This is a genomic window from Stenotrophomonas sp. DR822, from assembly GCF_019793815.1.
GTDB lineage: Bacteria > Pseudomonadota > Gammaproteobacteria > Xanthomonadales > Xanthomonadaceae > Stenotrophomonas > Stenotrophomonas indicatrix.
Genome location: NZ_CP081826.1, coordinates 2,858,791 through 2,884,004 on the forward strand (window position 1 = coordinate 2,858,791; position 25,214 = coordinate 2,884,004).

Annotated in this window: 24 protein-coding genes; 17 read left to right on the forward strand and 7 right to left on the reverse strand. The window is 67.8% G+C overall.

Annotated features, from left to right (window positions below; all coding sequences use genetic code 11):
• Nucleotides 1-166: 166 nt before the first annotated feature.
• Nucleotides 167-934, forward strand: a complete 768-nt coding sequence (gene xth, locus K5K93_RS13105; RefSeq protein ID WP_222388117.1) for an exodeoxyribonuclease III — start codon at nucleotides 167-169, stop codon at nucleotides 932-934.
• 72 nt (nucleotides 935-1,006) lie between these two features.
• Here xth and K5K93_RS13110 read toward each other — a convergent pair whose 3' ends face one another.
• Nucleotides 1,007-1,258, reverse strand: a complete 252-nt coding sequence (locus K5K93_RS13110; protein WP_025878785.1) for a GlsB/YeaQ/YmgE family stress response membrane protein — start codon at nucleotides 1,256-1,258, stop codon at nucleotides 1,007-1,009.
• An 84-nt stretch (nucleotides 1,259-1,342) separates the two neighbouring features.
• On the opposite strand from K5K93_RS13110, the gene K5K93_RS13115 reads away from it, so the two are divergent.
• The 9 genes from K5K93_RS13115 (at nucleotide 1,343) to K5K93_RS13155 (ending at nucleotide 9,550) form a co-directional block, all read left to right on the forward strand.
• Nucleotides 1,343-1,942, forward strand: a complete 600-nt coding sequence (locus K5K93_RS13115) for a 4'-phosphopantetheinyl transferase superfamily protein (RefSeq protein ID WP_099785896.1) — start codon at nucleotides 1,343-1,345, stop codon at nucleotides 1,940-1,942.
• 39 nt (nucleotides 1,943-1,981) lie between these two features.
• A complete protein-coding gene (rsmG, locus tag K5K93_RS13120; protein ID WP_033832551.1) occupies nucleotides 1,982-2,620 on the forward strand; it encodes a 16S rRNA (guanine(527)-N(7))-methyltransferase RsmG in 639 nt (212 codons plus the stop codon).
• 112 nt (nucleotides 2,621-2,732) lie between these two features.
• Nucleotides 2,733-3,530 carry a ParA family protein gene (locus K5K93_RS13125; RefSeq protein WP_025878788.1) on the forward strand — a complete coding sequence of 266 codons (798 nt, stop codon included), beginning with the start codon at nucleotides 2,733-2,735 and terminating at the stop codon, nucleotides 3,528-3,530.
• Nucleotides 3,530-4,453 (forward strand): ParB/RepB/Spo0J family partition protein, encoded by a 924-nt coding sequence (locus K5K93_RS13130; RefSeq protein WP_049465059.1) that lies wholly within the window; start codon nucleotides 3,530-3,532, stop codon nucleotides 4,451-4,453. The genes K5K93_RS13125 and K5K93_RS13130 overlap by 1 nt, the downstream gene beginning before the upstream one ends.
• A gap of 142 nt (nucleotides 4,454-4,595) precedes the next feature.
• A complete protein-coding gene (locus tag K5K93_RS13135) occupies nucleotides 4,596-5,321 on the forward strand; it encodes a suppressor of fused domain protein (protein WP_093821077.1) in 726 nt (241 codons plus the stop codon).
• A gap of 64 nt (nucleotides 5,322-5,385) precedes the next feature.
• Nucleotides 5,386-6,351: an NAD-dependent epimerase/dehydratase family protein gene (locus tag K5K93_RS13140; protein ID WP_222388118.1), complete on the forward strand. Its 966-nt coding sequence runs from the start codon at nucleotides 5,386-5,388 to the stop codon at nucleotides 6,349-6,351.
• Nucleotides 6,352-6,441: 90 nt separating this feature from the next.
• Nucleotides 6,442-7,164, forward strand: coding sequence for a glycosyltransferase family 2 protein (locus K5K93_RS13145; RefSeq protein ID WP_093821073.1), 723 nt, complete (start codon nucleotides 6,442-6,444; stop codon nucleotides 7,162-7,164).
• Complete coding sequence (locus K5K93_RS13150; RefSeq protein ID WP_005414908.1) at nucleotides 7,164-7,511, forward strand: lipid-A-disaccharide synthase N-terminal domain-containing protein; 348 nt, start codon at nucleotides 7,164-7,166, stop codon at nucleotides 7,509-7,511. Before K5K93_RS13145 ends, K5K93_RS13150 begins: the two co-directional genes overlap by 1 nt.
• A gap of 266 nt (nucleotides 7,512-7,777) precedes the next feature.
• Nucleotides 7,778-9,550, forward strand: coding sequence for a DUF885 family protein (locus K5K93_RS13155; RefSeq protein WP_093821071.1), 1,773 nt, complete (start codon nucleotides 7,778-7,780; stop codon nucleotides 9,548-9,550).
• A 122-nt stretch (nucleotides 9,551-9,672) separates the two neighbouring features.
• Here K5K93_RS13155 and K5K93_RS13160 read toward each other — a convergent pair whose 3' ends face one another.
• The 5 genes from K5K93_RS13160 to K5K93_RS13180 form a co-directional block, all read right to left on the reverse strand.
• Complete coding sequence (locus K5K93_RS13160; protein ID WP_222388119.1) at nucleotides 9,673-12,882, reverse strand: CusA/CzcA family heavy metal efflux RND transporter; 3,210 nt, start codon at nucleotides 12,880-12,882, stop codon at nucleotides 9,673-9,675.
• Between the two features lie 9 nt (nucleotides 12,883-12,891).
• The gene (locus tag K5K93_RS13165; RefSeq protein ID WP_222388120.1) at nucleotides 12,892-14,085 is read right to left on the reverse strand and encodes an efflux RND transporter periplasmic adaptor subunit; all 1,194 of its coding nucleotides are present in this window, start codon (nucleotides 14,083-14,085) and stop codon (nucleotides 12,892-12,894) included.
• Nucleotides 14,082-15,335, reverse strand: a complete 1,254-nt coding sequence (locus K5K93_RS13170) for a TolC family protein (protein WP_222388121.1) — start codon at nucleotides 15,333-15,335, stop codon at nucleotides 14,082-14,084. The genes K5K93_RS13165 and K5K93_RS13170 overlap by 4 nt, the downstream gene beginning before the upstream one ends.
• A 56-nt stretch (nucleotides 15,336-15,391) precedes the next feature.
• A complete protein-coding gene (locus tag K5K93_RS13175) occupies nucleotides 15,392-15,736 on the reverse strand; it encodes a hypothetical protein (RefSeq protein ID WP_222388122.1) in 345 nt (114 codons plus the stop codon).
• Between the two features lie 161 nt (nucleotides 15,737-15,897).
• Entirely contained in the window at nucleotides 15,898-16,296 is a 399-nt protein-coding gene (locus tag K5K93_RS13180; protein WP_222388123.1) for a RidA family protein, read from the reverse strand.
• 110 nt (nucleotides 16,297-16,406) lie between these two features.
• Here K5K93_RS13180 and K5K93_RS13185 point away from each other — a divergent pair, with 110 nt between their 5' ends.
• Nucleotides 16,407-17,300: a LysR family transcriptional regulator gene (locus tag K5K93_RS13185; protein ID WP_080149557.1), complete on the forward strand. Its 894-nt coding sequence runs from the start codon at nucleotides 16,407-16,409 to the stop codon at nucleotides 17,298-17,300.
• On the opposite strand, the gene K5K93_RS13190 is transcribed toward K5K93_RS13185, so the two are convergent.
• Nucleotides 17,269-18,501, reverse strand: coding sequence for a glycosyltransferase (locus tag K5K93_RS13190; protein ID WP_222388124.1), 1,233 nt, complete (start codon nucleotides 18,499-18,501; stop codon nucleotides 17,269-17,271). The two genes, K5K93_RS13185 and K5K93_RS13190, sit on opposite strands and share 32 nt — an antisense overlap.
• Nucleotides 18,502-18,704: 203 nt before the next feature.
• Here K5K93_RS13190 and dnaQ point away from each other — a divergent pair, with 203 nt between their 5' ends.
• From dnaQ to uvrD, 6 genes are all read left to right on the forward strand, one after another.
• On the forward strand, nucleotides 18,705-19,214 hold the full coding sequence (gene dnaQ / locus K5K93_RS13195; protein WP_208081474.1) for a DNA polymerase III subunit epsilon: 510 nt from the start codon (nucleotides 18,705-18,707) through the stop codon (nucleotides 19,212-19,214).
• 240 nt (nucleotides 19,215-19,454) lie between these two features.
• Nucleotides 19,455-19,691, forward strand: coding sequence for a 50S ribosomal protein L28 (rpmB, locus tag K5K93_RS13200; protein WP_005411638.1), 237 nt, complete (start codon nucleotides 19,455-19,457; stop codon nucleotides 19,689-19,691).
• Nucleotides 19,692-19,701: 10 nt separating this feature from the next.
• Nucleotides 19,702-19,869 (forward strand): 50S ribosomal protein L33, encoded by a 168-nt coding sequence (gene rpmG, locus K5K93_RS13205; RefSeq protein WP_170272460.1) that lies wholly within the window; start codon nucleotides 19,702-19,704, stop codon nucleotides 19,867-19,869.
• A gap of 207 nt (nucleotides 19,870-20,076) precedes the next feature.
• Entirely contained in the window at nucleotides 20,077-21,495 is a 1,419-nt protein-coding gene (cls, locus tag K5K93_RS13210; RefSeq protein ID WP_093821058.1) for a cardiolipin synthase, read from the forward strand.
• 24 nt (nucleotides 21,496-21,519) lie between these two features.
• Nucleotides 21,520-22,941: an FAD/NAD(P)-binding protein gene (locus K5K93_RS13215; RefSeq protein ID WP_222388125.1), complete on the forward strand. Its 1,422-nt coding sequence runs from the start codon at nucleotides 21,520-21,522 to the stop codon at nucleotides 22,939-22,941.
• Nucleotides 22,942-22,950: 9 nt separating this feature from the next.
• Nucleotides 22,951-25,143, forward strand: coding sequence for a DNA helicase II (gene uvrD, locus K5K93_RS13220; RefSeq protein ID WP_032976788.1), 2,193 nt, complete (start codon nucleotides 22,951-22,953; stop codon nucleotides 25,141-25,143).
• The last annotated feature ends 71 nt before the right edge of the window (nucleotides 25,144-25,214 follow it).

Sequence of the window (25,214 nt, forward strand, 5' to 3'; positions counted from 1 at the left end):
GTCTTGCCGGAAGGGTCACCGGGTTGCCGGCCAGCGGCCGGCACTACCGGTAGGTGCCCATCCGCGCGGCCCGTTCCGGTAGGGGCCAACCTTGGTTGGCGCGCGTGAACCACAAGCGCCGACCAAGGTCGGCCTCTACCAAAGCCCACCCGGGTAGAATGCCCGCATGAAAATCGCCTCGTGGAACGTCAATTCGCTCAATGTCCGCCTGCCGCACCTGGAGCAGTGGCTCAAGGACTTCGGCCCGGACATCGTCGGCATCCAGGAAACCAAGCTGGAGGACCACAAGTTCCCGGACTCGGCGCTGGTCGCCGCCGGCTACCGCAGCGTGTTCGCCGGGCAGAAGACCTACAACGGCGTGGCGCTGGTGTCGCGCGAGCCGGCGCAGGACGTGCAGATCGGCATTCCCGGCTTCGAGGACGAGCAGAAGCGGGTCATCGCCGGCACCTTCGGCGACCTGCGGGTGATCAACCTGTACGTGGTCAACGGCCAGGACGTGGGCACCGACAAGTACGAGTACAAGCTGCGCTGGCTGGAGGCGGTGCATGCGTGGATCGCCGCGGAACTGCAGCGTCATCCGAAGCTGATCGTGATGGGCGACTTCAACATCGCCCCTGACGGGCGCGACGTGCATGACCCGGAGGTGTGGAACGACAACCACATCCTGACCTCCACTGCCGAGCGCGGCGCACTGAACAAGCTGCTGCAGCTGGGCCTGCACGATGGCTTCCGCCTGCACAATGATGAGGCCGGCACCTTCAGCTGGTGGGACTACCGCGCAGCGGGTTTCCGCCGCAACCTCGGCCTGCGCATCGACCTCACCCTGGTCTCCGATGCGCTGAAGGGCAGTGCGCTGGCCTCGGGCATCGACCGCGAGCCGCGCACCTGGGAACGTCCCAGCGATCATGCGCCGGCGTGGGTGGAATTGGGTTGAACGAACGGGGCCCGGCGATTGCCGGGCCCGTTGCGATGCATCTGCCGGCCAGCGGCCGGCACTACCGCCGCGTCAGCGTATGCTCTTGCGGGTGAACAGGTTGACGATGGCCAGCAGAATCACCGCGCCTATCAGCGAGAACAGGAACGTGCGCAGGGTGATCGCTTCATTGATGCCGCCGCCAAACAGCCAGCCGGAAATCAGTGCGCCGACGATGCCCACCACGATGTTGAGGATGATGCCCTGCTGGCCATCGCGCTTCATGATGATGCTTGCCAGCCAGCCGACGATGCCGCCGACGATCAGCCAGATGATGATGCCCATGATCGACTCTCCGGTGGATAACCGCGTCCAGTTGACGCGCAATGCCGTGAACCCGCTGTGCAATCCTGTGACGGGCGCGTGCGGATGAGCCTGCCAGCCACCCTCGAGGGCCCCTGGCGGTTTGGTCCGGTTACCGTCTGGCGCTGCCCGCACGTCCCCGGCCAGCGCGGTGAGCCGCAGGCCCGGCAGGTGCTGGCACAGGCACTGGGCGGCGAGCCGGATGCGCTGCCGCTGGTGCGCGACGACAAGGGCCGGCCGGAACTGAGCGGCGCGCTCGCCCACTACGGCACCGGCTGGAGCCACAGCGGCGAGGTGCTGCTGGTAGCGCTGGGCGAGGGCGTGCGGCTGGGCGTGGACCTGGAACTGCTACGGCCGCGCCCGCGCATGCTGGAAATCATCCAGCGCTTCTTCCATCCCGACGAAGTGGCCTGGCTGCAGGGCCTGGACGAGGCCGACCGCGAACATTGGTTCTTCCGCGTCTGGTGTGCCAAGGAAGCGATGCTGAAGGCACACGGGCAGGGCATTTCCTTCGGCCTGCACCGCCTGCAGCTGGCCCCGGCCAACGATGGCGCCCTGCACCTGCGCTGGTGCGACCCGGAGCTGGGCGAGGCCGCGCGCTGGCATCTGCACGAATGGCAGGCCAGCGGACAATTCCGCGCCGCATTGGCCTGGTATCCGCAGTGAATCGGCGAATCAACGGCGAAAACCGGCGATAATGCCGGCATGAGCGAACACGATCTTCCCGCCGGCGTAGCGACCACGCTGCAGCAGGGCCTGGCCAGCATGGGCCTGGCCGCCGAGCTGGCCCCGCCGCTGCTGCGCTACCTGGCGCTGCTGCACCGCTGGAACGGCACCTACAACCTCACCGCCATCCGCGATCCGCAGGAAATGGTCACCCGCCATCTGCTCGATTCGCTGGCGATGCAGCCGTTCGTGGCCGATGGCAGCCTGGCCGACCTCGGTACCGGCCCCGGGTTGCCGGGCATCCCGCTGGCGATCGCCTGCCCGGGCCTGCAGGTCACCCTGGTGGAAAGCAACGGCAAGAAGGCCCGCTTCATGCGCGAGGCCGTGCGCCAGCTGGGCCTGGGCAATGCCCGCGTGGCCGAATCGCGCGCCGAAGCGCTGGCCGAGCCGGGCAGCTACGACCAGCTGACCGCGCGCGCGATGGACACCCTGGCCGGCATCGTCCGCGTCGGTGGCCACCTGCTGCGCCCCGGCGGCGTGTTGCTGGCCATGAAAGGCGTCTACCCGCATGAGGAGATCGCAGCGCTGCCGGCCGGTTGGCAGGTGCGCGAGGTGGTCCCGCTGAGCGTGCCCGGTCTGGCCGGTGAACGCCATCTGGTCACCGTCACAGGTCCCTGAACCCCGCCGCCCGCCCCTTGTGGAACAAGCGGTTGGCGATCCACGATTTCCGCACGGGCCCGGTTGTACGCATAATGACCGGTCCCAGCACACGTCGACGAGGCACACCCGCATGGCCCGCATCATCGCCATCGCCAACCAGAAGGGTGGCGTCGGCAAGACCACGACCGCCGTCAACCTGGCCGCTTCCCTGGCCAACGCACCCAAGCGCGTGCTGTTGGTCGACCTGGATTCCCAGGGCAACGCGACCATGGGCAGTGGCGTGGACAAGCGCGAGCTGGTCTCCTCCACCTACGACCTGCTGCTGGGCGAGTCCAGCGCCGCCGACGTGCGCGTGCAGACTGCCGAAGGCTACGACCTGCTGCCGGGCAACATCGACCTGACCGCGGCCGAGATCCAGCTGATGGCGCAGAGCGAGCGCGAGCAGCGCCTGAAGCGCGCGCTGGCACCGATCCGCGATGAGTACGACTACATCCTGATCGACTGCCCGCCGGCGCTTTCGCTGCTGACCCTCAACGCACTGGCCGCCGCCGATTCGGTGATCGTGCCGATGCAGTGCGAGTACTACGCACTGGAAGGCCTGAGCGCGCTGGTGGAAACCATCGAAGCGCTGCGTGCCAACCTCAACCCGGCGCTGGAGATCGAAGGCGTGCTGCGCACCATGTTCGACGTGCGCAACAACCTGGCCAATGCCGTGTCGGCCGAGCTCACCGAGCATTTCGGCGACCGGGTGTTCCGCACCATCGTGCCGCGCAACGTGCGCCTGGCCGAGGCGCCCAGCCATGGCCAGAGCATCGTCGGCTACGATCGTGCTTCGCGCGGCGGCGTGGCCTACCTCGGCCTGGCCGGCGAGATCATCCGTCGCAACAACGAACGCAACAAGGCCACCAAGGCCGTGGAGACCGTCTGATGACCAGCAGCAAGCCTGCAGCCAAGAAGCGAGGCCTCGGCCGCGGCCTGGACGCACTGCTCGGTCCGAAGGGCGCGGTCAGCCAGGTGCAGGCCAGTACGGCGGTGATCGAGCCGCTGCCCGGTGAAGTGCTGCGCAAGCTGCCGGTAGGCCAGCTGCAGCCGGGCAAGTACCAGCCGCGTCGCGAGATGGACCAGGGCAAGCTGTCCGAACTGGCCGACTCGATCAAGTCGCAGGGCGTGATCCAGCCGATCCTGGTGCGCCAGCTGCCGGCAGGCAACTTCGAGATCGTCGCCGGTGAACGTCGCTGGCGCGCCTCGCAGCTGGCCGGCCTGGACGAAGTGCCGGTGGTGGTGCGCGAGCTGGAAGACCGCACCGTCATCGCGATGGCGCTGATCGAGAACATCCAGCGCGAAGACCTCAACCCGCTGGAAGAAGCCGAAGCGCTGCAGCGCCTCATCAGCGAATTCACCCTGACCCATGCCGAGGCCGCCGAGGCCGTCGGTCGCTCGCGCGCGGCGGTGTCCAACCTGCTGCGCCTGCTGGAGCTGCCGATCGCCATCCGCCTGCTGCTGGAAACGCGCCGGCTGGAGATGGGGCACGCCCGCGCGCTGCTGACGCTGGCCCCGGAACTGGCCAGCAAGCTGGCCCAGGAAGCGGCCGATGAAGGCTGGTCGGTGCGCGAGGTCGAGCGTCGCGCGCAGGCGTTCGCCGCCGGCAAGGTGCCGAGCAACCGTCCACAGCCGGTGGCCAAGGTGCAGCAGGCCGATATCGCCTCGCTGGAGACCGAGCTGTCCGAAGCGCTGGGCACCTCGGTTGCGATCAACCATGGCCGCGGCGGCAAGGGCAAGCTGATCATCCATTACGCCAACCTGGACACGCTCGATGGCGTGCTGGAGCGGCTGCGCACGCGCCAGGGCTGACCCCGGCGCATCTTCATGGGCGTACGGCCCGTTCCTGCCGTGTGCCGTCGATTGCAGGGAACGCACCGCCGCGCGTGCCGGAGGCCGCGTCGTCCACCGCAGGTGGGCCGCTCCGCCCCGTGGCTCATCCAGGGAGCAGGACATGACCATTGAAGTAGACGACGTCAGCCCGGGCGGCAGCCCGATCCTCGTGCACAGCCGCGAGAAGGACTTCACCCCGGCCCAGGGCGAGTCGCACATCGAAGAGATCAGCGCCTACATCGAGCGCCATCTTGGCCCGATCTCCGGTGTCTTCCACGAAATCATCTCCGATATCGTGCATATCGACGTGCATGTGGTGCCCGCCACCGACGAGTGCCCGTACCTGCGGCTGGTGACCTCGGGCATGAGTGATCTGCCGATGGCCGTGCCCGACGAGGTGGACGCTCCCCGGCACATGGAACTGATGGTGACCCTGCCGGCGGATTGGCCGATCACCCAGGATGCCTTCGAGGATGAGCGCAACTATTGGCCGGTGCGCCTGTTGAAGACCCTGGCGCGGCTGCCGCACGAGTACGACACCTGGCTGGGCTTCGGACACACCATTCCCAACGGCCATCCGTCCGAGCCCTATGCACCGGGCGTGGGGTTCGATGGCGCCATCGTGCTGCCGCCGGTCACGACCCCGGACGACTTCGGCACGCTGGCGCTGGAAGACGGCACCACCATCGAGTTCATGGCGATCGTGCCGCTGTACCCGGAAGAGATGGACCTGAAGCTGAAAAAGGACTCGGAAACCCTGCTGGACCGCTTCGATGCGAAGAACATCCAGGATGTCATCCAGCCGGGGCGTACCAATGTGGCCAAGAAGCGTTTCGGCCTGTTCTAGGCCCTGCGCGTACCATCAGACGCCATCACTACTGAATCGAACGTTGAATTCCAGGCTCACCGCAATGACCATCCTGCTCACCGGCGCAGCCGGCTTCATCGGTGCCTACACCGCCCGTGCCCTGCTTGATGCGGGCCAGTCGGTGGTCGGCCTGGACAACTTCAACGATTACTACGACCCGCAGATCAAGCGCGACCGCGTGGCCGCGCTGTGCCCGACGCTGGATCTGCGCACGCTGGACCTGACCGACCGCGACGGCCTGGCCGCGCTTTTCGACGAAATACAGCCGACCGCGGTGATCCACCTGGCCGCGCAGGCCGGCGTGCGCTATTCGCTGGAAAACCCGCACGCCTACGTCGACAGCAACCTGGTCGGCTTCGTCAACATGCTCGAACTGTGCCGCCACCGTGGCGTGCAGCATCTGGTGTATGCGTCCAGCAGTTCGGTCTACGGCGATTCGGCCACGCCGCCGTTTTCCGAAGACCAGCGCGTGGACCAGCCGCGCTCGCTGTATGCCGCCACCAAGGCCGCCAATGAACTGATGGCCTACACCTACGCACAGCTGTATGGCCTGCGTGCCACCGGCCTGCGCTTCTTCACCGTGTATGGCCCGTGGGGCCGGCCGGACATGGCGCCGCTGCTGTTCTCGCGCGCGGTGCTGGCTGGCCGTTCGATCGACGTGTTCAACGAAGGCCGCATGCAGCGCGATTTCACACATGTCTCCGACATCGTGGCCGGTATTCTCGGCGCCCTCGCGCATCCGGCGGATGGTCCGGTGCCGCACCGGGTGTTCAACCTCGGCAACCACACGCCGGTCGAGCTGGAGCGCTTCATCGGCGTGATCGAGCAGGCCGCCGGTCGCCCCGCGCAGAAGGTCTACAAGCCGATGCAGCCGGGCGACATGGTGCGCACGATGGCCGATACCCGGCGCGCACATGACGCATTTGGCTACGAACCGGTCATGCCGATCGAACAGGGCCTGCCGCCGGTGGTGCAGTGGTGCCGCGAGTATTTTGCTGATCGCGCCTGAAAACCGATCCTCACGCCGCTGGATTCATCTTCGGATAACCTCGGCTTCGGAAAATGCGCGGTCTTTGTCCCTTCTTGGCCGAGTCCCCCCATGAGCCAACCCGATCTGTCCGTCGTTGTCCCTGTATTCAACGAGCGCGACAACGTCGCGCCCCTGGTGGCCGAAATCACCGCTGCACTGCGCGGACGGCTGCCGTTCGAGATCGTCTACATCGACGATCATTCGCGCGATGACACCCTGGCCGTACTGCAGGGCCTGAAGGCCACCACGCCGGAGCTGCGCGTGCTGCACCACGTCTCGCAGAGCGGGCAGAGCACCGCGGTACGTACCGGCGTCAAGCACGCGCGTGCGCCGTGGATCGCCACCCTCGACGGTGATGGCCAGAACGACCCGGCCGACATCCCCAAGCTGCTGGACGCCCGTGATGCGGCCGACGCCCAGGTGAAGCTGCTCGCCGGCTGGCGCGTCAACCGCCAGGACAGCGGCAGCAAGCGCTGGGCCAGCAAGTGGGCCAATGCCATCCGCGCGCGCATGCTGCGCGATGACACCCCCGATACCGGCTGCGGCATCAAGCTGTTCGAGCGCAACGCCTTCCTCGATCTGCCGTACTTCGACCACATGCATCGTTACCTGCCGGCGCTGATGCAGCGCGCCGGCTGGAAGACCACCAGCGTGCCGGTCAACCATCGCCACCGTACGGCCGGCGTGTCCAAGTACAACAACCTGGGCCGCGCGCTGGTCGGCATCCGCGACCTGCGCGGCGTGGCCTGGCTGATTACCCGCAGCAAGCGCACTGCGGTGGAGGAGCGTTGATGGATCTGGAGCTGCACTGGCTGGACCAGCCGCTGACCTGGTTGTACTGGACCGGCCTGCATGTGACCGGTTGGAAGCTGATCGGCTACACCGGCGCGTTGATGTTCGGTGGCCGCTGGCTGGTCCAGTTCATCGCCTCCAAGCGCGCCGGCAAGCCGGTGATCCCGCGCCTGTTCTGGTACATGAGCGTGGTCGGCAGCCTGATGACGCTGAGCTACTTCCTGTTCTCGGCCAAGCAGGACTCGGTGGGCGTGCTGCAGAACCTGTTCCCGGCGTTCACCGCGTTGTACAGCCTGCAGCTGGACATCAAGCATCGCGGCTGGAAGCGGGACAAGGCCAGTCACTGACGCCCCGGTAGAGGCCGACCTTGGTCGGCACCGCTGTGGTAGCGCCGGGCCATGCCCGGCGGCTGTGGGATGGCGGCGAACATCGGCCGCGCTGCGCGCTCGCGGGGCATGGCCCGGCGCTACCACGCGCCTTGGGCGCTGGGTCTCCCCGCCTGCCAACCAAGGTTGGCAGCTACCAGGGCTAGGCCCAGGCAGGACCTTCGTCCCATGCCATGGGCGGTGCGGGGTGCCATGATCGGGGCCTGCCTTCCCGGGAACCTGTGCTTGTGAAAACCCGTCTTGCCGTTGCCCTGCTGATTGCCCTGTCCGCCCCTGCCGTGGCGTTGGCCGCACCGCCCACTGCCGCCGCGCCGGCCAGCGTGGCCACTGAATCGCCCGCCGATGCCGCCTTCCGCGCGCTGTACGAGAAGGAATGGAAGTGGCGCCAGCAAGGCGGCGGCGAGGCCAGCGAGGACGAGGACGCACCGGCCAATGCCACCCGCATGCCCGACGTCGGCCCGGCCGCGCAGCAGGCACGCCTGGAGGTATGGGACCAGACCCTGGCCGCGCTGAAGAAGATCGACCCGAAGACCCTTTCGCCCGACAACCAGGTCAACTACGCGATCTACCGCGACCAGGTGTTCAACCTGGCCGAAGAAGTGCGCCTGCGCGGCTACGAGATGCCGTTCAACGCCGATTCCTCGTTCTGGTCCAACCTGTCCTTCATGGCCCGGCGCGAAATGAAGACCGTGCAGGACTACCAGAACTACATCGCGCGCCTGAATGATGTGCCGCGCTACTTCGACCAGCAGACCGGGAACATGCGCGCCGGCCTGAAGCGCGGCTTCAGCGTGCCGCGTGCGGTGCTCGATGGCCGCGAGGTGTCCATCGCCACTGTCGCCGAACTGAAGGACCCGACCGAATCGCCGCTGTACGCGCCGTTCAAGAAGCTGCCCAACACCGTCCCGGCTGCGGAGCAGGCCAAGCTGCAGGCACAGGCCCGCGCGGCGATCAGCGGCAAGGTGGTGCCGGCGTTCCAGCAACTGCGCACCTTCTTCGTCAACGAATACGTGCCACAGGCGCGCACCACCCTGGCCGCCGAAGCGATGCCTGACGGCAAGGCGTACTACAAGCAGCAGATCCACGAATACACCACGCTGGACCTGTCGCCGGACGAGATCCACCGCATCGGCCTGGATGAAGTGGCACGCATCCAGAAGGAAATGAACGACATCATCAAGCAGGTGAAGTTCAAGGGTAGCTTTGCCGAGTTCCTGACCTTCCTGCGTACCGACCCGCAGTTCTATGCCAAGACGCCGGAAGAACTGCTGTCGCGTGCCGCATGGATCTCCAAGCGCGCCGATGGCCAGCTCGGCAAGTACATGACATTGCCGCGCGCGCGCTTCACCATCGTGCCGGTGCCGCCGGACATCGCGCCGTTCTGGACCGCCGGCCGTGGTGGAATGGGCACCTATTGGCTCAACACCTACAACCTGCCATCGCGCCCGCTGTACAACCTGCCGGCGCTGACCCTGCACGAATCCGATCCGGGCCATGCACTGCAGGGTGCCATCGCTGCCGAGCAGAAGAACCTGCCGGAGTTCCGCCGCAACGCCTACATCTCCGCCTATGGCGAAGGTTGGGCGCTGTACTGCGAGAAGCTGGGCGTGGAAATGGGTATCTACGAAACCCCGTACGAGGATTTCGGTCGCCTGACCTACGAGATGTGGCGCGCCACGCGCCTGGTGATCGACACTGGCGTGCACAGCAAGGGCTGGAGCCGCGAGCAGGCGCTGGCCTACCTGCGTGACCACACGGCGCTGAGTGAGCACGAAGTGACCACCGAAGTGGATCGCTACATTTCCTGGCCGGGGCAGGCGTTGAGCTACAAGCTCGGCGAGATCGCCATCGTGCGCCTGCGTGCGCAGGCCGAGAAGGAGCTGGGCGACAAGTTCGACGTCAAGGGCTTCCACGACACCCTGCTGAAGCAGGGTTCGGTGCCGTTGCCGGTGCTGGAGCAGCAGATCCAGGCGTACATTGCCGAGCGCAAGAAGGCCTGATCGCCGTGTCGCCGGGCATGGCCCGGCGCTAGCGGAACGTGCGGTGGTAGCGCCGGGCCATGCCCGGCGAGCGCGAAGCGCGGTAGACGGGGGCGGATCACAGGATCCGACCCCGTGAACTTTCAGCCAGCCGTCCGCACCTTGGCCACGCGCGCGGCGAAGGTCGGCAGCACCAGCAGGGTCAGCACCGTGGCGGTGATCAGGCCACCGATCACCACCGTCGCCAGCGGCTTCTGCACTTCCGCACCGGAACCACTGGCGATCGCCATCGGAATGAAGCCGACGATGGCCACCAGTGCGGTGGTCAGCACCGCGCGGATACGGCTGGATGCACCATTGATCGCGGCCATCATCGGCACGTCACCGGCGTCCAGGCGCTCGCGGATCGCCTGCATCAGCACCAGGCCGTTGAGCGTGGCCACGCCGGACACGGCGATGAAGCCCACTGCGGCCGACACCGAGAACGGCATGCCGCGCAGCAGCAGGGCGAGGATGCCGCCGACCAGCGCCAGCGGTACGCAGCTGAACACCAGCACCGCTTCCTTGCCGCTGCGCAGGGCCATGAACAGCAGGCTGCCGATCAGCAGGAATACCACCGGCACCACCGTGGCCAGGCGCTTTTCCGCGCGCTGCAGGTTCTCGAACTGGCCACCCCAGGTCAGGTACGCACCGGGCGGCAGCGCCACGTCGGCCACGGCGGCCTGTGCTTGGCCAACGAATCCGCCGAGGTCGCGGCCGCGCACGTTGGCCTGCACCACCACCCGGCGGCTGCCGTTGTTGCGGCTGATCTGGTTCGGTCCTTCGCTGACGCTGATGCGCGCTACCGAGGACAGCGGAATCACCACACCGGCCGGCGTGGCGATCGGCAGCGAGGCCAGCTGATCCGGATCGTTGCGTGCGCTGTCATCCAGCCGCACCACCACATCGAAGCGACGGTCGCCTTCGAATATCTTGCCGGCTGCCATGCCGCCGATGCCGGTGGACAGCGCATCGCTGACGTCGGCGGCGGTCAGCCCGTACTGCGCTGCCGCTACATGGTCGATCTTGACGTTGAGCGTGGGCAGGCCGGAAATCTGCTCAACCCGCACATCGGCCGCGCCCTCCACCGCGCGCAGCTTCAGCGCCACCTGGTCGGCCACCTTCTGCAGCTGGCTGAAGTCATCGCCGAAGATCATTACCGCCAGGTCGGTGCGCACGCCGGAAATCAGCTCGTTGAAGCGCAGCTCGATCGGCTGGCTGAACTCGAAGCTGTTGCCCAGCTGCTGGCCGGCCAGTGCTTCGAAGCGGGCCACCAGCGCCTCCTTGCCCAGCTTCGGATCGGGCCAGTCCGCACGTGGCTTGAGCACGATCACGCTGTCGGAGATGTTGGTCGGCATCGGGTCGATTGCCGCTTCGGCCGTACCGGTACGCGAGAACACCGTTTCCACTTCCGGTTGCTGGGCGATGGCCTTCTCCAGTGCCAGCTGCATCGCCAGCGACTGCTCCAGCGAAGTAGACGGGACGCGCAGTGCCTGCATCGCCACGTTGCCTTCATCCAGGGTAGGCATGAACTCGCGGCCGAGCAGGCCGAACGAGCCAATGCCCACCAGCAGCATCAGCGCTGCGCCGGCGATCACCGCGCGCGGCCGCGCGACGGCCTGGCGGATGATCGGCTCGATGCGTCCACGCAGCACGCGGATCAGCTTCGTTTCGTGCTGGCCATCATCACTGTGTGCCTCGCCTTCCTTCGGCTTCGGCTCGCGCACCATCAGCGCGGCCATCGCCGGCACGAAGGTGAAGGAGAAGATGAAGGCACCCACCAGGGCCAGCATGAACGTGGCGGCCATCGGGTGGAACGTCTTGCCCTCCACACCTTCCAGGGTGAGGATCGGTGCGAACACCAGCAGGATGATCAGCTGGCCGAACGCGGCCGGTCGTGCCATCTTTCGCGCCGAATCGGCCGCTACGCGCAGGCGTTCCATCGCGGTCAACGCACGGCCCAGTTCGGCACGACGCTGGCCCAGCATCAGCAGCGTCGACTCGATCACGATCACCGCGCCGTCCACCAGGATGCCGAAGTCCAGCGCACCCAGGCTCATCAGGTTGCCACTGATGCCGAAGCGGTTCATGCCGATCACCGCGAACAGGAACGACAGCGGGATCACCAGTGCGGTGATCGTCGCCGCGCGCAGGTTGCCGAGCAGCAGGAACAGCACCACCACCACCAGCAGCGCGCCCTCGGTGAGGTTCCTGGCCACGGTCTTGATGGTGGAATTGACCAGCACGCTGCGGTCCAGCACCGGCGCGGCCACGATGTCCGCCGGCAGCGAGGCATTGACCTGCTGCAGCCGTGTGGCGGCCGCCTGGGCCACGGTGCGGCTGTTGCCGCCGGCGATCATCAGCGCGGTACCGAGCACGGCCTCGTGGCCGTTGCGGCTGGCCGCCCCCAGGCGCGGTGCGCGGCTTAGGCCGACATCGGCCACATCGGCCACCCGCACCACCACGCCGTTGCGGGTGGCTACCGGCGCCTGTGCCAGGTCGTCGGTGGTCAGTGCCAGACCGTCGGCACGCACCACCAGGCCCTCGCCGGCGCGCTGCACGAAGCCGGCACCGGCCTGCACGTTGGAGCGCTGCAGGGCCGTCACCAGATCGGCCAGGCCCAGGCCATGCGCGGCCAACCGCGCGCTGTCCGGATGCACGCCGTATTCCTTCACGTAGCCACCGACGGTGTCCACGCCCGCCAGCCCGAGGCTGGAGCGCATCTGCGGCGCGATGATCCAGTCCTGCACGGTGCGCAGGTAGGTGGCGCGTTCTTCCGGCGTGCGCAGCAGGTTGCCTTCCGGCGTGCGGTAGACCTCGCCGGCCTGCCAGCCAGCTTCACCGGGCTTGGCCAGCTTCGCAGGGTCGAACGCGGTGAAGTCCACCGTCCACATCAACACCTCGCCGAGGCCGGTGGTGACCGGCGACAGCATCGGCGAGGCACCCTCGGGCAGCGCTTCGGCGGCCTCGCGCATGCGCTCGGCCACCTGCTGGCGGGCGAAGTAGATGTCGGTGGCATCGGTGAAGATCGCGGTGACCTGCGAGAAGCCATTGCGCGACAGCGAACGGGTGGTGGCCAGGCCGGGGATGCCGGCCAGCGCGGTTTCCAGCGGATAGGTCACCTGCCGCTCGATCTGCTCGGGCGTCAGTGCCGGTGCCACGGTGTTGATCTGCACCTGGCGGTTGGTGATGTCCGGTACCGCATCGATCGGCAGCTTGCCGAGCTGGAACAGGCCCACGGCGGCAACGAGTGCAGCCAGGGCCACGACCAGCCAGCGGTGGCGTACCGCGGTTTCAATGATGAGCTTGAACATGGAAGGTCCTCAGTGCCCGTGCTCGGCTTCGCCCTTGGCCAGTTCGGCCTTGAGCAGGAACGCGTTGGCGCCGACGATGCGTTCGTCGCCGTTCAAGCCGCTGAGAATCTCGATGCGGTCACCGGCACGTCGGCCGGCCAGTACCGGCTGCACCTTGAAGCCGCCCTCGACGGCGACGAATACCGCGCTGTTGCCGCCGACGTTCTGTACCGCATCAGCCGGTACGCTCAACGCGCCGTCCTTGCCGTCGGTGACCACCACCGCCGATACCGGCGAACCGGCCGGTGGCAATGCGGCACCCACCGGCGTGGCACGGATCACCGCCACGCCACCCTGCTGGCGCACATCGGCGGCCGAACCGGTGACGGTGGCACTGAAGCTGCCGCCCGGCACGGTCACTTCCAGCGTCATGCCCGGCGTGACCTGCGCGGCCAGCGCCGGTGGCGCGGTGAACACCAGCTCGTTCATCGACGGATCGGCGACGTCGGCCACCGGGCTGCCGGCCGCCACCACGCCGCCGGGCGTGACCTGCACGTTGCCGACGATGCCGGCCACCGGGCTGGTGATGCGCACGCGGCCGCTGCTGTCGGGTGAACCGGTGGCGGCGGCCTGTGCCTGCGCGGCAGCGGCCTGCGCCTGCGCCGCCAGCGAGCGCGCGCGTGAGGTTTCCAGTTCCTGGCGAGCGACCACGCCCTGTTCGACCAGTGCCTTGTCGCGGCCGTGGGCCAGGCGCGCCGCCTCGGCCTCCGCGGCGGCGGCAACCGCATTGGCGCGGAACACGGCCGCCTCGCCACTGACCACGATCGCCAGCGCCTGGTTCTGCTTCACTGCCGTGCCCGGTGCGACCAGCACGCGCTCCACGCGACCGGTCACGGTGGAAGCGACCGAGGCACGTGCACCGATCGACGGTTCCACCCGGCCGGACAGCCGCGTCGAACCACCGCCGCCGCGGCCGACGGCCACCACGTCGATGCCGGATGCCTTGATCTGCTCTGGCGTCAGCTGCACCACGCCTTCATCGGCATCTGCCGCGTTGCCGGTTTCGGCCTTGGCGTCGGTGCTGTCGGCGGCGTGGCCATCGTCGGCTGTTGCCTTGCCGGCGGGCTCCGAGGCATTCGGGGCCTGTGTGTTACCAGAACAACCGGCCAGCAATGCAGTCAGCAACAAGCCGCCAACCAGCGGAAAAGAACGGGACAGGTTCATCGGGCCTCCACAAAGGGTGCGCGCCCTTCAAGGCGGGCGAGATCGATTTCCGCGCCAACGCGCGACAGGCGCGCGTCCACAGCGGTGCCGCGGGCGGCGATGAGGGCACTGCGGGTGCTGCGCAGTTCCAGCTGCGAGATGCGCCCGGCGTCGAAGCCGATGCGCGCCAGCCGATAGGCTTCCTCGGCGGCTACCACACTTTCGTCGGCCGCGCGGGTGCGGCTGCCGGCGGCCTTCAGGCCCGCTACCGCCGACAAGCGTTCGGCTTCGCTGTCGCGCCGCTGCTGGTCCAAGCGCGCTTCGGCCGCGCGCTGTTCGGCACTGGCGGCGCGGATGCCACCACGATTGCGGTCGAACAACGGGATCGAGAGGCTCACGCCGAGCGTGTAGGCCTGTTCGCGGTCCTCGCGGAAACGCGTCTGCGCGGCGGTAACGCTGAGGTCGGGCAGGGCACGCTTGCGCTCGACGTCGACTAGACGACCGGCCGCATCAACTTCGGCTTCGGCCACGCGCACGGCCAGAGCCACATCGGTGGCGCCACGCGGTACTGGCGGTGCGCGATCGAGCAGGCTGTTGTCGATGGTCTGCACCGGTGCATCCAGCAGGGCCGCACCGGCCAGGCGGGCCAGCGCGGCGTCGCGGAAGGCCTGCGCCTCATCCAGCGCGGCGCTGGCATTGGCCACTTCGCTCTGTGCCTGCACGGCACGCAACTGCGGCTCGCGGCCATGCTTGACCATGGCGATGACCGCCGCCGCATCGTCGCGGGTGAGGCTCAGCGCTTCTTCGGCCAGCGTGTAGCGACGCAGGGCGCTTTCGGCCTGTGCGTAGATCGCCGCCAACTGGCTGGCGACATCGCTGCGGCTCTGCGTACCCCGCAGGGCAGCGGCCTGTGCCTCGGCGCGGGCGGCGCGGACGCGCGCGCCGCGCTGGCCCCAGACCTCCAGCGGCTGGGACAGGGTAAGCACGGTGTCGGCCCTGCCCATGCCGCCGTAGGCGCCTGTGCCCCAAGCGTTTTCGGCGGACCAGGAAAGGGATGGATTGGGCAGCGCCCGGGCCTGGTCGGCGCGGGCGTCGGCCGCCTCGGCCAGTGCCGCGCCGACGCGGGCGCCGGGCAGCTGGTCCAGGCGTTCAAGCAGGGTGTCGTACGAAGGTGCGGCTTGTGCGGCGACCTGTGCGGCGGGGATCAGGCCCAGCAGCACGGCGACGACCAGCCCGGCCGCGCGCGGCGACCGAGGTGTCAGGATCGACATAGGGGGATTCCGGTTGTGAGTGAAACGGGAGCCCGCGATTGCGGGACGCGCTCAACTCACGCCCGGGGAGGACGTGCCAGTTCGTCCTGGGCGACCGCATAGGTCGCCGCGTCGCCTGCATTCATCCAGCGCGCCGGTCGCGGCGTGCCAAAGGCGGCGAAGGTGCTCGCCGGCAGGCTCAGGTTGGAGTGGTGGCAGTGGTTGTGGCTGCAGGCAGCGGCGTGCTTGCCGTCGTTGTCACTGTCACCGTCGGCGTCTTCGGCGCCGGATTGCACATGCACCACCGTGCTGTCGTGCGGTTCCACCGCACACGCCAGCACATCGGCCACCGGCACGACCACGAATGCCGCCATCAGCAGCATCAGCAGGGTCGAACGAAGGTGGCGGGCGATCCGGCGCATGGAGGGGAGGCTAGCAAGCGGTTTTCGGTGGATACAATATCAATGGCCACCTCGGGAATTTGTCGGCGTGTTCCGTTCAGGCGGGTGTCCGGGGTGCCGGCCGCTGGCCGGCAATCCCATGAACCCTGCTGGCGCAATGCGCTGCCGGCCAACGGCCGGCACTACCGGTCTGCGGGCAGTTTGGCGATCACCTTGATCTCGAACTGGAACCCATACAGCCAGGTCACGCCGATGCCGGTCAGGGTCGGGTGCGGCGCTTGGCCCCAGTACTCGGGCATGATCGCCCAGGCCTTCTCGAAGTTCGTTTCCGGATCGACCAGGAACACGGTCACGTCGATCACGTCATCGAACGTGCAGCCTGCGGCGGCCAACACCGCATTGAGATTCTCGAAGGCGCGGCGGACCTGGGTCTCGAAGTCCGGTTCGGGCGAGCCGTCCTCGCGGCTGCCGACCTGGCCGGAGACGAACAGGAAGCCATTGGATCGGATCGCCGGCGAATAGCGGTTGCGCTCGTACAGCGCCTGCCGGCCGGCGGGAAAGACAACATCACGGTGGGACATGGGACGGATTCCAGACGGGAGCGGACCATCCTCCCCGCCGCCGCTGTCTGGATAAACCGTGATCATCTGTCTAGATTGATTGCATATTCCAAACAATCACAGCCACGGCCATGGACCGTTTCGAAGCGATGCGCGCGTTCGCCCGGGTGGTGGAGACCGGCAGCTTCACCCGCGCCGCGCACACCCTGCAGCTCAGCCGCACCACGGTCACCCAGCTGGTGCAGCAGCTGGAAGCGCATCTGCGGTTGCGGCTGCTCAACCGCACCACGCGCCGGGTCAGCGTTACCGCCGATGGCGCGGCGTATTACCCGCGCATCGTGCGCCTGCTGGCCGAGCTGGAAGAGGTCGAAGGGGGGCTGGGCGAGGCCGCCGCACAACCGCGCGGGCGCCTGCGCGTCGACGTGCCGGGGCCGTATGCGCGCCTGCGGCTGGTGCCGGCACTGCCGGATTTCCAGGCCCGCTATCCGGAGATCCAGCTGGACATCGGCGTCAGCGACCGCGAGGTCGATGTCATCGCCGACAACGTCGATTGCGTGATCCGTGGTGGCGCGCCTGCCGATCCCGCGCTGGTGGCACGACCGCTGGCGCGCCTGCCGATCGGCTTCCATGCCAGCCCGGGCTATGTGCAGCGGTTCGGTGTGCCGGAACACCCGCGCGCGCTGGAAGGGCCGGACCACCACACGGTCGGTTTTCTCAGCCCACGCAGTGGCCGCGCCCGCGTGTTCACCGCGCAGCGTGGCGCCGAGCGCGTCGAGGTGCAGGGGCGCTACTCAATCGGCTTCGATGATGGCAACGCCTATCTGGCCGCTGGCCTGGCCGGCCTCGGCGTGGTCGCGCTGCCCAGCTACATGGCCGAACCACATGTGGCGCGCGGCGAGCTGCTGCCCGTGCTGCACGATTGGCAGCTGCCGCCGATGCCGATGCACGTGATGTTCCCGCCGAACCGGCACATGAGCCAGCGGCTGCGGGTGTTCATTGACTGGGTGGTGGAGACGTTGGGCTGAGCCACCGCTCGAGTGCGGCCACGCCGCATGCCACTCCATCCTCGTTCGCCATTGCAGCGCCCAGCGCGGCCGCCCGGGCGCGTGTATCGGCATGCTCGGCGAACGCCAGTGCATCGGCCAACACCTTCGGCTGCAACCGCTTGGGTGACAGTGGCGCCGGTGCCACGCCCAGGTGCTGCAGGCGATCGGCCCAGAAGAACTGGTCGGCGGCGAACGGCATCACCATCGACGGTATGCCGGCGCGGCATGCCGAATGCGTGGTGCCGCTGCCGCCGTGGTGGATCGCCAGTGCGCAGCGCGGCAACAACGCTTCATGCGGGGTCGGGCCGATCACCCGTACCGAGTCGGGCAGCGTCATGTCGGGCACGCCGACCCAACCGGGAAACAGCAGCACGCGGCGCGGCGCCAGCGCCGACAACAGCGCCGGCAGCACACGTTCGCGCTCGAAGCCGGTCATGCTGCCGAAGCCCAGATAGACCGGCGGCGGTCCTGCATCGAGGAAAGCCCGCAGTTCGCACGACGGTTGCCACGGCGCAGCAGGGGCCGACCATTGGCCGCACACGAGGTGGTCGGCCGGCCAGTCCGAAGGCGGTGGCAGCAGCTGTGGCGAGATGCCATACAGCATCGGCAGGCCAGCCCAGAGGGAACGTCGTGGTGGCTGCCCGGCGTGCTGGCGGGCCGTGTTGATCGGGCCGCGGAACTGTCGCCAGATCAGGCCGTTGACCAGGCCATAACTGGCCCGGTTCAACCAGCCCGGCGAGCGTCCGGGCGGCAGGAAGGGCGAGCGGAACGCGCGCGTCGGCGTCAGCGGAATCATGCCGGCGCCGATCACCGGAAGGCCGCGACGCTCGCCGACGCTCATGCCGACGAACGCAGCCAGGCCACCGGTCAGGATCGCATCGCAGCCGTCGGCAGCAGCATCGGCCTGGCGCATCCAACCGGCGACATGTTGCAGCGCCATCCGTGCCAGCCCGGTGCTGGCGGCGGCAACGCCATTGCCGCGTGAGACCAGCGCCACCACTTCGTCGTGGATGTCGCCTTCCAGCGCGGCGTGCGGGACGCCCAAGGCCTTCGCGCTGTCGAGGGTGCCGCCGTCGGCCAGCAGCATGACCTCGTGACCGGCCGCGATCAGCCCATGGCAGAGCATGGCCAGCGGGCGCGTATCGCCTTCGGTGCCGTAGGTGAGGGCCAGCAGTCGCATTGGAGCCTCCGCAGTGAATCACCAGTATGCCGGCATCGCTGTGTTCGTCCGCGCTCCTGCCGACGCACCGCGTGGGACAATCCCGCCTCATCTGCCCCCGCCGCACGGGGCGCGCGCAACAGGATCCAGCACCGCATGACCGCACTGCCATCCCTACCGTCCCTTGTCTGCCGCATGCCGGCCGCTGCATACCGGCGTGCGCCGTGAGCCGCGTCGTCGCACTGGACACCGAAACCACCGGTATCTCGCATCGCCTGGGCCATCGGGTGATTGAAATCGGGGCGGTGGAACTGGTCGATGGACAACTCAGCGGTCGCCAGTTCCACACCTACCTGCAGCCGCAGCGGAAGGTGGACTGGGGCGCGCAGCGCGTGCACGGCATCAGCGATGCCATGCTGGTGGGCAAGCCGCTGTTTGCGAGCAAGGCCGCCGAACTGCTGGAGTTCCTGCGTGGCAGCGAGATGGTCGCGCACAACGCCACCTTTGACGTCGGCTTCCTCGACAACGAGCTGCGCCTGGCCGGCATCGCCGAAGGGCTGGCCCAGCACTGCCGCGTGACCTGCAGCCTGAAGCTGGCCCGCAAGCGCTGGCCGGGCATGCCCAACAAGCTCGACGATGTGCTGCAGCGCCTGCGCATTCCCGGCACCCGCGGCCTGCATGGCGCACTGAAGGATGCCCACCTGCTGGCCCAGGTGGTGCCGCACCTGCGCTGAGGGCAGGGCGCCGCCATCGTGTTCAGGCGTGGCCTGTGGGTAAGTTGCGCAAGGTCTTGATTGCGTGCATAATGCGCGGCTCGCTGTGTCCGGTTTCGTGCCGGGCGGCGCCCCCGGGAGCACGTCCCCGGCCGCCCAACGCCAGCGTAACCCTTTGATTCTCTTGACGTGTGGTGGGCAACCACCGAGGCCGCCGTCCCCCGGGCTACGGGGAGACACAACTTACTATCGAGGTGCGCCATGTCCCGCGTATGCCAGGTTTCCGGCAAGCGAGTGCAGACGGGTAACAACGTCTCGCACGCCAACAACAAGACCCGTCGTCGTTTCCTGCCGAATCTGCACGAGCGCCGCTTCTGGGTTGCCAGCGAGAACCGCTGGGTGAAGCTTCGTGTTTCCGCGCATGCACTGCGCACCATCGACAAGAACGGTATCGATTCCGTTCTGGCTGAGCTGCGTGCGCGCGGCGAAAAGGTCTGAGGAGTAGACGATCATGGCAGGCAAGCGCGATAAGGTCCGTATGATTTCGACCGCTGGTACCGGTCACTTCTACACGACCGACAAGAACAAGAAGAACACCCCGGGGAAGATGGAATTCTCCAAGTACGATCCGGTCGTGCGCAAGCACGTCCCGTACAAGGAAGGCAAGATCAAGTAATCCGCAAGGATTGCGGGTCGCTTCCAAAAAAACCCGCCCTCGTGGCGGGTTTTTTTGTGGCCCCCCGCCCCTGGTAGGTGTCGACCTTGACCGACACGTTCCGACCCCGTGGGTGCCGACCGTTGGTCGGCACGCTGTCCCCAGCGCTGCTCGACTCTGCACACCCCGCTGGGCAGAATGGCCCCACACCTCCCAACGGGCGACGCGATGCTGTTCGAGTGGCTGCTGGGCTCGTACCTGCTGTTGATCGACTGGCTGATCCGGCTGGTGGCGCTGTGCTGGATCCCCACCCGCACCACGCCGGGCGCGGCGCGCAGCTGGCTGCTGCTGGTCGGCTTCGTGCCGCTGCTGGGCCTGCCGCTCTACCTGCTGTTCGGGCATCCGTGGCTGTCGCGCGAGCGCATCCGCCGGCAGGCCGAGGCCTCGCAGGTCATCCGTGAAGAACAGGCGCTGCAGCGCCGCCTGCGCTGGACGCCGCAGGCCGATACCGCCAGCGCCGAAGTGGTGCCGCTGGTGCAGCGCCAGGGCGACTTCATGCCGGTGCACGGCAACGCGGTCGACCTGCTGACCGACTACAGCGAATCGCTGCATACCCTGATCGCCGACATCGACCAGGCCCAGGACCGGGTGCACCTGCTGTACTACCTGATGTTCGATGACACGGTGGGCGAGGCCATCGTCGAAGCCCTGCAGCGTGCCGCAGCGCGCGGCGTGCAGTGCCGCGTGCTGCTGGATGCGGTCGGCGCCAAGCGGGGCCTGCGCGCATACAGCAAGCGGCTGCGGTCACGTGACATCGAAGTGCGCGCGATGCTGCCCGGCGGCCTGCGTTGGCGCCGCAGCGGGCGCATGGACCTGCGCAACCATCGCAAGATCGCGGTGATCGACAACGAAGTGGGCTATGTAGGTTCGCAGAACCTGGCGCGCCCTGAATTCGTTGCCGGCCACCCCAACCGCGAGCTGGTGGCGCGCGTGCGCGGGCCTGCGGTGGCGCACCTTGAAGCCGTGTTCGCCAGCGACTGGTACATCGAAACCGGGCAGCGCCTGGAGGTCATCGCCGACGTGCCGGTGTGCAGCGAGGACATCGCCACCCAGCTGCTGCCCAGTGGCCCTGCCTACCCGTACAGCAACGCGCGCGATGCGGTGGCCGCGCTGATCCATCTTGCCCGGCGCCGGCTGGTGATGGTCACGCCCTACTTCGTGCCCGACGAAGCAACGCTGAGTGCACTGCGCATCGCCGCGCTGTCCGGCGTGCAGGTGCAGCTGATCCTGTCGGCCAGCAACAACCAGCGGCTGACCTCGTGGGCGCAGGAGGCCTACTACGATGAGCTGCTGCGCTGCGGTGTGCAGATCGCGCTGTACGAGCCGCAGTTCCTGCATGCCAAGCACATGAGCGTGGATGAGGACATCGCCGTGCTCGGGTCGATCAACATGGATATCCGCTCGTTCGCGCTGAATGCCGAAATCGGCCTGATCTGCTATGACCGACAACTGGTCACGCAGTTGTGTGCCATCGAGGACGACTACCTGCGCCAGTCGCGCCTGCTGGACCTGGAGCAGTGGCGCAAGCGTCCCACGTGGCTGCGCAGCCGCGAGGGCATCGCGCGCCTGGCCGATGCCTTGATGTAGGCCGGCGCCAGCCGGGCAGGGCCGATGGCCTACAATCGGCGCATGACTGATTCACCGCGTAGTGGCGAACTGGACCTGGCGATCATCGGCGGTGGTGCGGCTGGGGTGCTGGTGGCGATCCAGGTGTTGCGCCAGGCCCGAGCGCCGCTGGCGCTGGCCATCTTCGAGCCGGCCTCGCAGCTGGCACAGGGCATTGCCTATGCCACGCCGTGGCCGGAGCACCTGCTGAACGTGCCGGCGGCGAAGATGAGCGCCTTTGCCGACCAGCCCGGCGACTTCCTCGATTTCCTGCAGGCCGCCAACGCCTATCCGGGCGAGGCGCGCGAAGTGCTGGGCGAACGCTATGTGTGTCGCCACTACTTCGCTGCCTACCTGCAGCAGCGCCTGCGCGAGGCCGAAGCGGCCAGTGCGGCGCGATTGCAGATCGTGGCCCAGCCGGTGTTGGCATTGCATCCGGATGACCGCGGTTACCAGTTGCAGCTGGGCGATGGCCAAACATTGCATGCAGCGCAGGTGGTGATCGCCACCGGCAACAGCATGCGGCCGTTGCCGGTGGACGGCGTCGACGCGCTATCTGCCGATGACGTGGCCGAAGCTTGGGATTATGACGGCGTACGCACGCTGGCCAGTGACCATGCCCTGGCCATCGTCGGCTCCGGGCTGAGCATGGCCGACACCGTGCTGGCATTGGTGGCTGCTGGCCATAGCGGGCCGCTGCACGTGATCTCGCGCCACGGCCTGCTGCCATTGCCGCACGCCCACGGCGGCCTGCCGGCGTTCGACCCGCAGGAGCTGCTGCCGATGACCCTGCGCCAGCGCCTGCGCGTACTGCGCCGCCACGCACGGCACGCACAGGCCGACGGCATCCCGTGGCAGGGCGTGATGGATCGCATCCGCCCGCACGGCCAGGCGCTGTGGCAGAGCATGGACGCCCCCGATCAGCGCCGCTTCCTGCGCCACGTGGTGCGCTACTGGGACGTGCACCGCCATCGCATTGCTGAACCGGTGGCCGAGCAGTTGCAGGCGCTGCAGGCCAGCGGCCAGCTGCGCGTTCACCGCGCCCGCCTGCAGCGCGTGTGGCGCGACGGTGATGTCCTGCGGCTGTCGGGTCGCGAGGCGGGCGGCGGCAACGTGCAGTGGACGATCGCTGCGGTGGTCAATGCCACCGGTGTGGAGACCCGCGCCTCGGCACTGCGCAATCCCTTGCTGCAGCAGCTGCAGGCCGATGGGCTGGCCCGCCCCGGCCCGCATGGGCTGGGACTGGACAGCAGCGTGCCGGGCGACCGGCTGTGTGCAGCGGCTGGCCAGCCACAGGCGCGCCTGGGGGTACTTGGCAGCCTGCGCATCGGCAGCCTGTGGGAAAGCCTGGCGGTGCCTGAACTGCGTCAGCAGGCGCAGGCACTCGCCACGCAGGTGGTCGCAGGAGCTGCGACGTCGATGCCGTAAAATGGAGGCATGGATGTCTCCCACTTGCTTGATGGCCTGAACCCGGCCCAGCGCGAAGCCGTCTCCGCTCCCCTCGGTCACCACCTGGTGCTGGCCGGTGCCGGGTCGGGCAAGACGCGCGTACTCACCCACCGCATTGCCTGGCTGCATGAAGTCGAAGGCGTGCCGACCCACGGCATTTTCGCGGTGACCTTCACCAACAAGGCCGCCGGCGAGATGCGCCATCGCATCGACGCGCAGCTGCCGCATGGCAGCCGCGGCATGTGGATCGGCACCTTCCACGGCCTGGCCAACCGCCTGCTGCGCCTGCACTGGCAGGATGCCAAGCTGCCTGAAGGCTTCCAGGTGATGGATTCGGACGACCAGCTGCGGCTGGTCAAGCGCGTGGTACAGGCGCTGGAGCTGGATGACGGCAAGTACCCGCCCAAGCAGATTGCCTGGTGGATCAACGCGCAGAAGGATGAGGGCCGCCGCCCGCAGCACATCCAGCCCGAGCCGAACGATGCGTGGCTGGAAACCATGCGCCAGGCCTACGCCGAGTACCAGGCGCGGTGTGACCGTGCCGGCCTGGTCGATTTCGCCGAGCTGCTGCTGCGCGCGCACGAACTGCTGCGCGACAATCCGCCGTTGCTGTCGCACTACCGCGCGCGGTTCCGCGAGATCCTGGTGGACGAATTCCAGGATACCAACGCCATCCAGTACGCCTTCGTGCGGGTACTGGCCGGGCATGAGGGCCACGTGTTCGTGGTCGGTGATGATGACCAGGCCATCTACGGCTGGCGCGGCGCCAAGGTCGAGAACGTGCAGGGCTTCCTGCGCGATTTCCCGGGCGCGCAGACCATCCGCCTGGAGCAGAACTACCGTTCCACCGCCAACATCCTCAGCGCCGCCAACGCGGTGATCGCGCACAACCCGGACCGCATCGGCAAGCAGCTGTGGACCGACAGTGGTGACGGCGAGCCGATCGACCTGTACGCGGCGTACAACGAGATGGATGAGGCGCGCTACATCGTCGAGCGCGCACGGCAATGGGTGCGCGACGGCGGCAGCTACACCGAAGTGGCCGTGCTTTACCGCAGCAACGCGCAGTCGCGCGCGCTGGAAGAAGCGCTGCTGAGCGAACAGGTACCGTACCGCGTGTATGGCGGCATGCGCTTCTTCGAGCGCGCCGAAGTGAAGGATGCGCTGGCCTACCTGCGGCTGCTGTCCAACCGCAACGACGACGCTGCATTCGAGCGCGCAGTGAATACGCCCACGCGTGGCATCGGTGACCGCACGCTGGACGAAGTGCGCCGCGAAGCGCGCGCCCAGGGCATCTCGCTGTGGGAAGCCACCATGCTGGTGACCCAGGGCAGTGCGCTGGCGGCGCGTGCCCGTAATGCACTGGCCGGCTTCCTGGTGCTGGTCAACGAACTGCAGGCGCAGACCCTGCAGATGACCCTGGCCGAGCGCGTGGACCATGTACTGGTGCGCTCGCAGCTGCGCGAGCACTGGAGCAAGGAAAGCCGCAACGCGCTGGATTCGGAATCGCGCACCGACAACCTCGACGAACTGGTGTCGGTGGCCTCGCGCTTCGTGCGCCGTGCCGACGACATCGAGGAAGTGGGCGAGGACATGGACGAGCTGGTCGCGTTCCTGGCCTACGCGGCGCTGGAGGCCGGTGAGGGCCAGGCGCAGGCCGGCGAGGAAGGCGTGCAGCTGATGACGCTGCACTCGGCCAAGGGCCTGGAATTCCCGCTGGTGTTCCTGGCCGGCGTGGAAGAGGGGTTGTTCCCCAGTGCACGGTCGCTGGAGGAAAGCGGGCGGCTGGAGGAAGAGCGTCGGCTGGCCTACGTCGGCATCACCCGCGCGCGGCAGAAGCTGGTGCTGAGCTACGCTGAATCGCGGCGCATCCACGGCCAGGACAACTACAGCCTGCCTTCGCGTTTCCTGCGCGAGATCCCGCGCGAGCTGCTGCACGAAGTGCGGCCGAAGGTGCAGGTCTCGCGGCCGGCGTCGATGGGCGCAAGCCGGGTGATGGGACACGCCGCCATCGAAACGCCGCCGATCAAGCTGGGTGCGCTGGTCAACCATCCCAAGTTCGGCGAAGGCATGGTGACCGACTACGAAGGCAACGGTGCCCACGCACGCGTGCAGATCGAGTTCGCCGACGCCGGCAGCAAGTGGCTGGTGATGGCGTATGCCAACCTGACGGTGATCTGATCACCGCCGGGGTCGGATCCCTCCCGTAGGAGGGCTCTGACCCCGACGCGATGGAAAGCAGCCGAGCACGG

Bases quoted from the DNA above. Each gene is read 5' to 3' on its own strand.
- xth (WP_222388117.1), top strand. From the start codon at position 167: ATGAAAATCGCCTCGTGGAACGTCAATTCGCTCAATGTCCGCCTGCCG.
- K5K93_RS13110 (WP_025878785.1), bottom strand. From the start codon at position 1,258: ATGGGCATCATCATCTGGCTGATCGTCGGCGGCATCGTCGGCTGGCTG.
- K5K93_RS13115 (WP_099785896.1), top strand. From the start codon at position 1,343: ATGAGCCTGCCAGCCACCCTCGAGGGCCCCTGGCGGTTTGGTCCGGTT.
- rsmG (WP_033832551.1), top strand. From the start codon at position 1,982: ATGAGCGAACACGATCTTCCCGCCGGCGTAGCGACCACGCTGCAGCAG.
- K5K93_RS13125 (WP_025878788.1), top strand. From the start codon at position 2,733: ATGGCCCGCATCATCGCCATCGCCAACCAGAAGGGTGGCGTCGGCAAG.
- K5K93_RS13130 (WP_049465059.1), top strand. From the start codon at position 3,530: ATGACCAGCAGCAAGCCTGCAGCCAAGAAGCGAGGCCTCGGCCGCGGC.
- K5K93_RS13135 (WP_093821077.1), top strand. From the start codon at position 4,596: ATGACCATTGAAGTAGACGACGTCAGCCCGGGCGGCAGCCCGATCCTC.
- K5K93_RS13140 (WP_222388118.1), top strand. From the start codon at position 5,386: ATGACCATCCTGCTCACCGGCGCAGCCGGCTTCATCGGTGCCTACACC.
- K5K93_RS13145 (WP_093821073.1), top strand. From the start codon at position 6,442: ATGAGCCAACCCGATCTGTCCGTCGTTGTCCCTGTATTCAACGAGCGC.
- K5K93_RS13150 (WP_005414908.1), top strand. From the start codon at position 7,164: ATGGATCTGGAGCTGCACTGGCTGGACCAGCCGCTGACCTGGTTGTAC.
- K5K93_RS13160 (WP_222388119.1), bottom strand. From the start codon at position 12,882: ATGTTCAAGCTCATCATTGAAACCGCGGTACGCCACCGCTGGCTGGTC.
- K5K93_RS13165 (WP_222388120.1), bottom strand. From the start codon at position 14,085: ATGAACCTGTCCCGTTCTTTTCCGCTGGTTGGCGGCTTGTTGCTGACT.
- K5K93_RS13170 (WP_222388121.1), bottom strand. From the start codon at position 15,335: ATGTCGATCCTGACACCTCGGTCGCCGCGCGCGGCCGGGCTGGTCGTC.
- K5K93_RS13175 (WP_222388122.1), bottom strand. From the start codon at position 15,736: ATGCGCCGGATCGCCCGCCACCTTCGTTCGACCCTGCTGATGCTGCTG.
- K5K93_RS13180 (WP_222388123.1), bottom strand. From the start codon at position 16,296: ATGTCCCACCGTGATGTTGTCTTTCCCGCCGGCCGGCAGGCGCTGTAC.
- K5K93_RS13185 (WP_080149557.1), top strand. From the start codon at position 16,407: ATGGACCGTTTCGAAGCGATGCGCGCGTTCGCCCGGGTGGTGGAGACC.
- K5K93_RS13190 (WP_222388124.1), bottom strand. From the start codon at position 18,501: ATGCGACTGCTGGCCCTCACCTACGGCACCGAAGGCGATACGCGCCCG.
- rpmB (WP_005411638.1), top strand. From the start codon at position 19,455: ATGTCCCGCGTATGCCAGGTTTCCGGCAAGCGAGTGCAGACGGGTAAC.
- cls (WP_093821058.1), top strand. From the start codon at position 20,077: ATGCTGTTCGAGTGGCTGCTGGGCTCGTACCTGCTGTTGATCGACTGG.
- K5K93_RS13215 (WP_222388125.1), top strand. From the start codon at position 21,520: ATGGCCTACAATCGGCGCATGACTGATTCACCGCGTAGTGGCGAACTG.
- uvrD (WP_032976788.1), top strand. From the start codon at position 22,951: ATGGATGTCTCCCACTTGCTTGATGGCCTGAACCCGGCCCAGCGCGAA.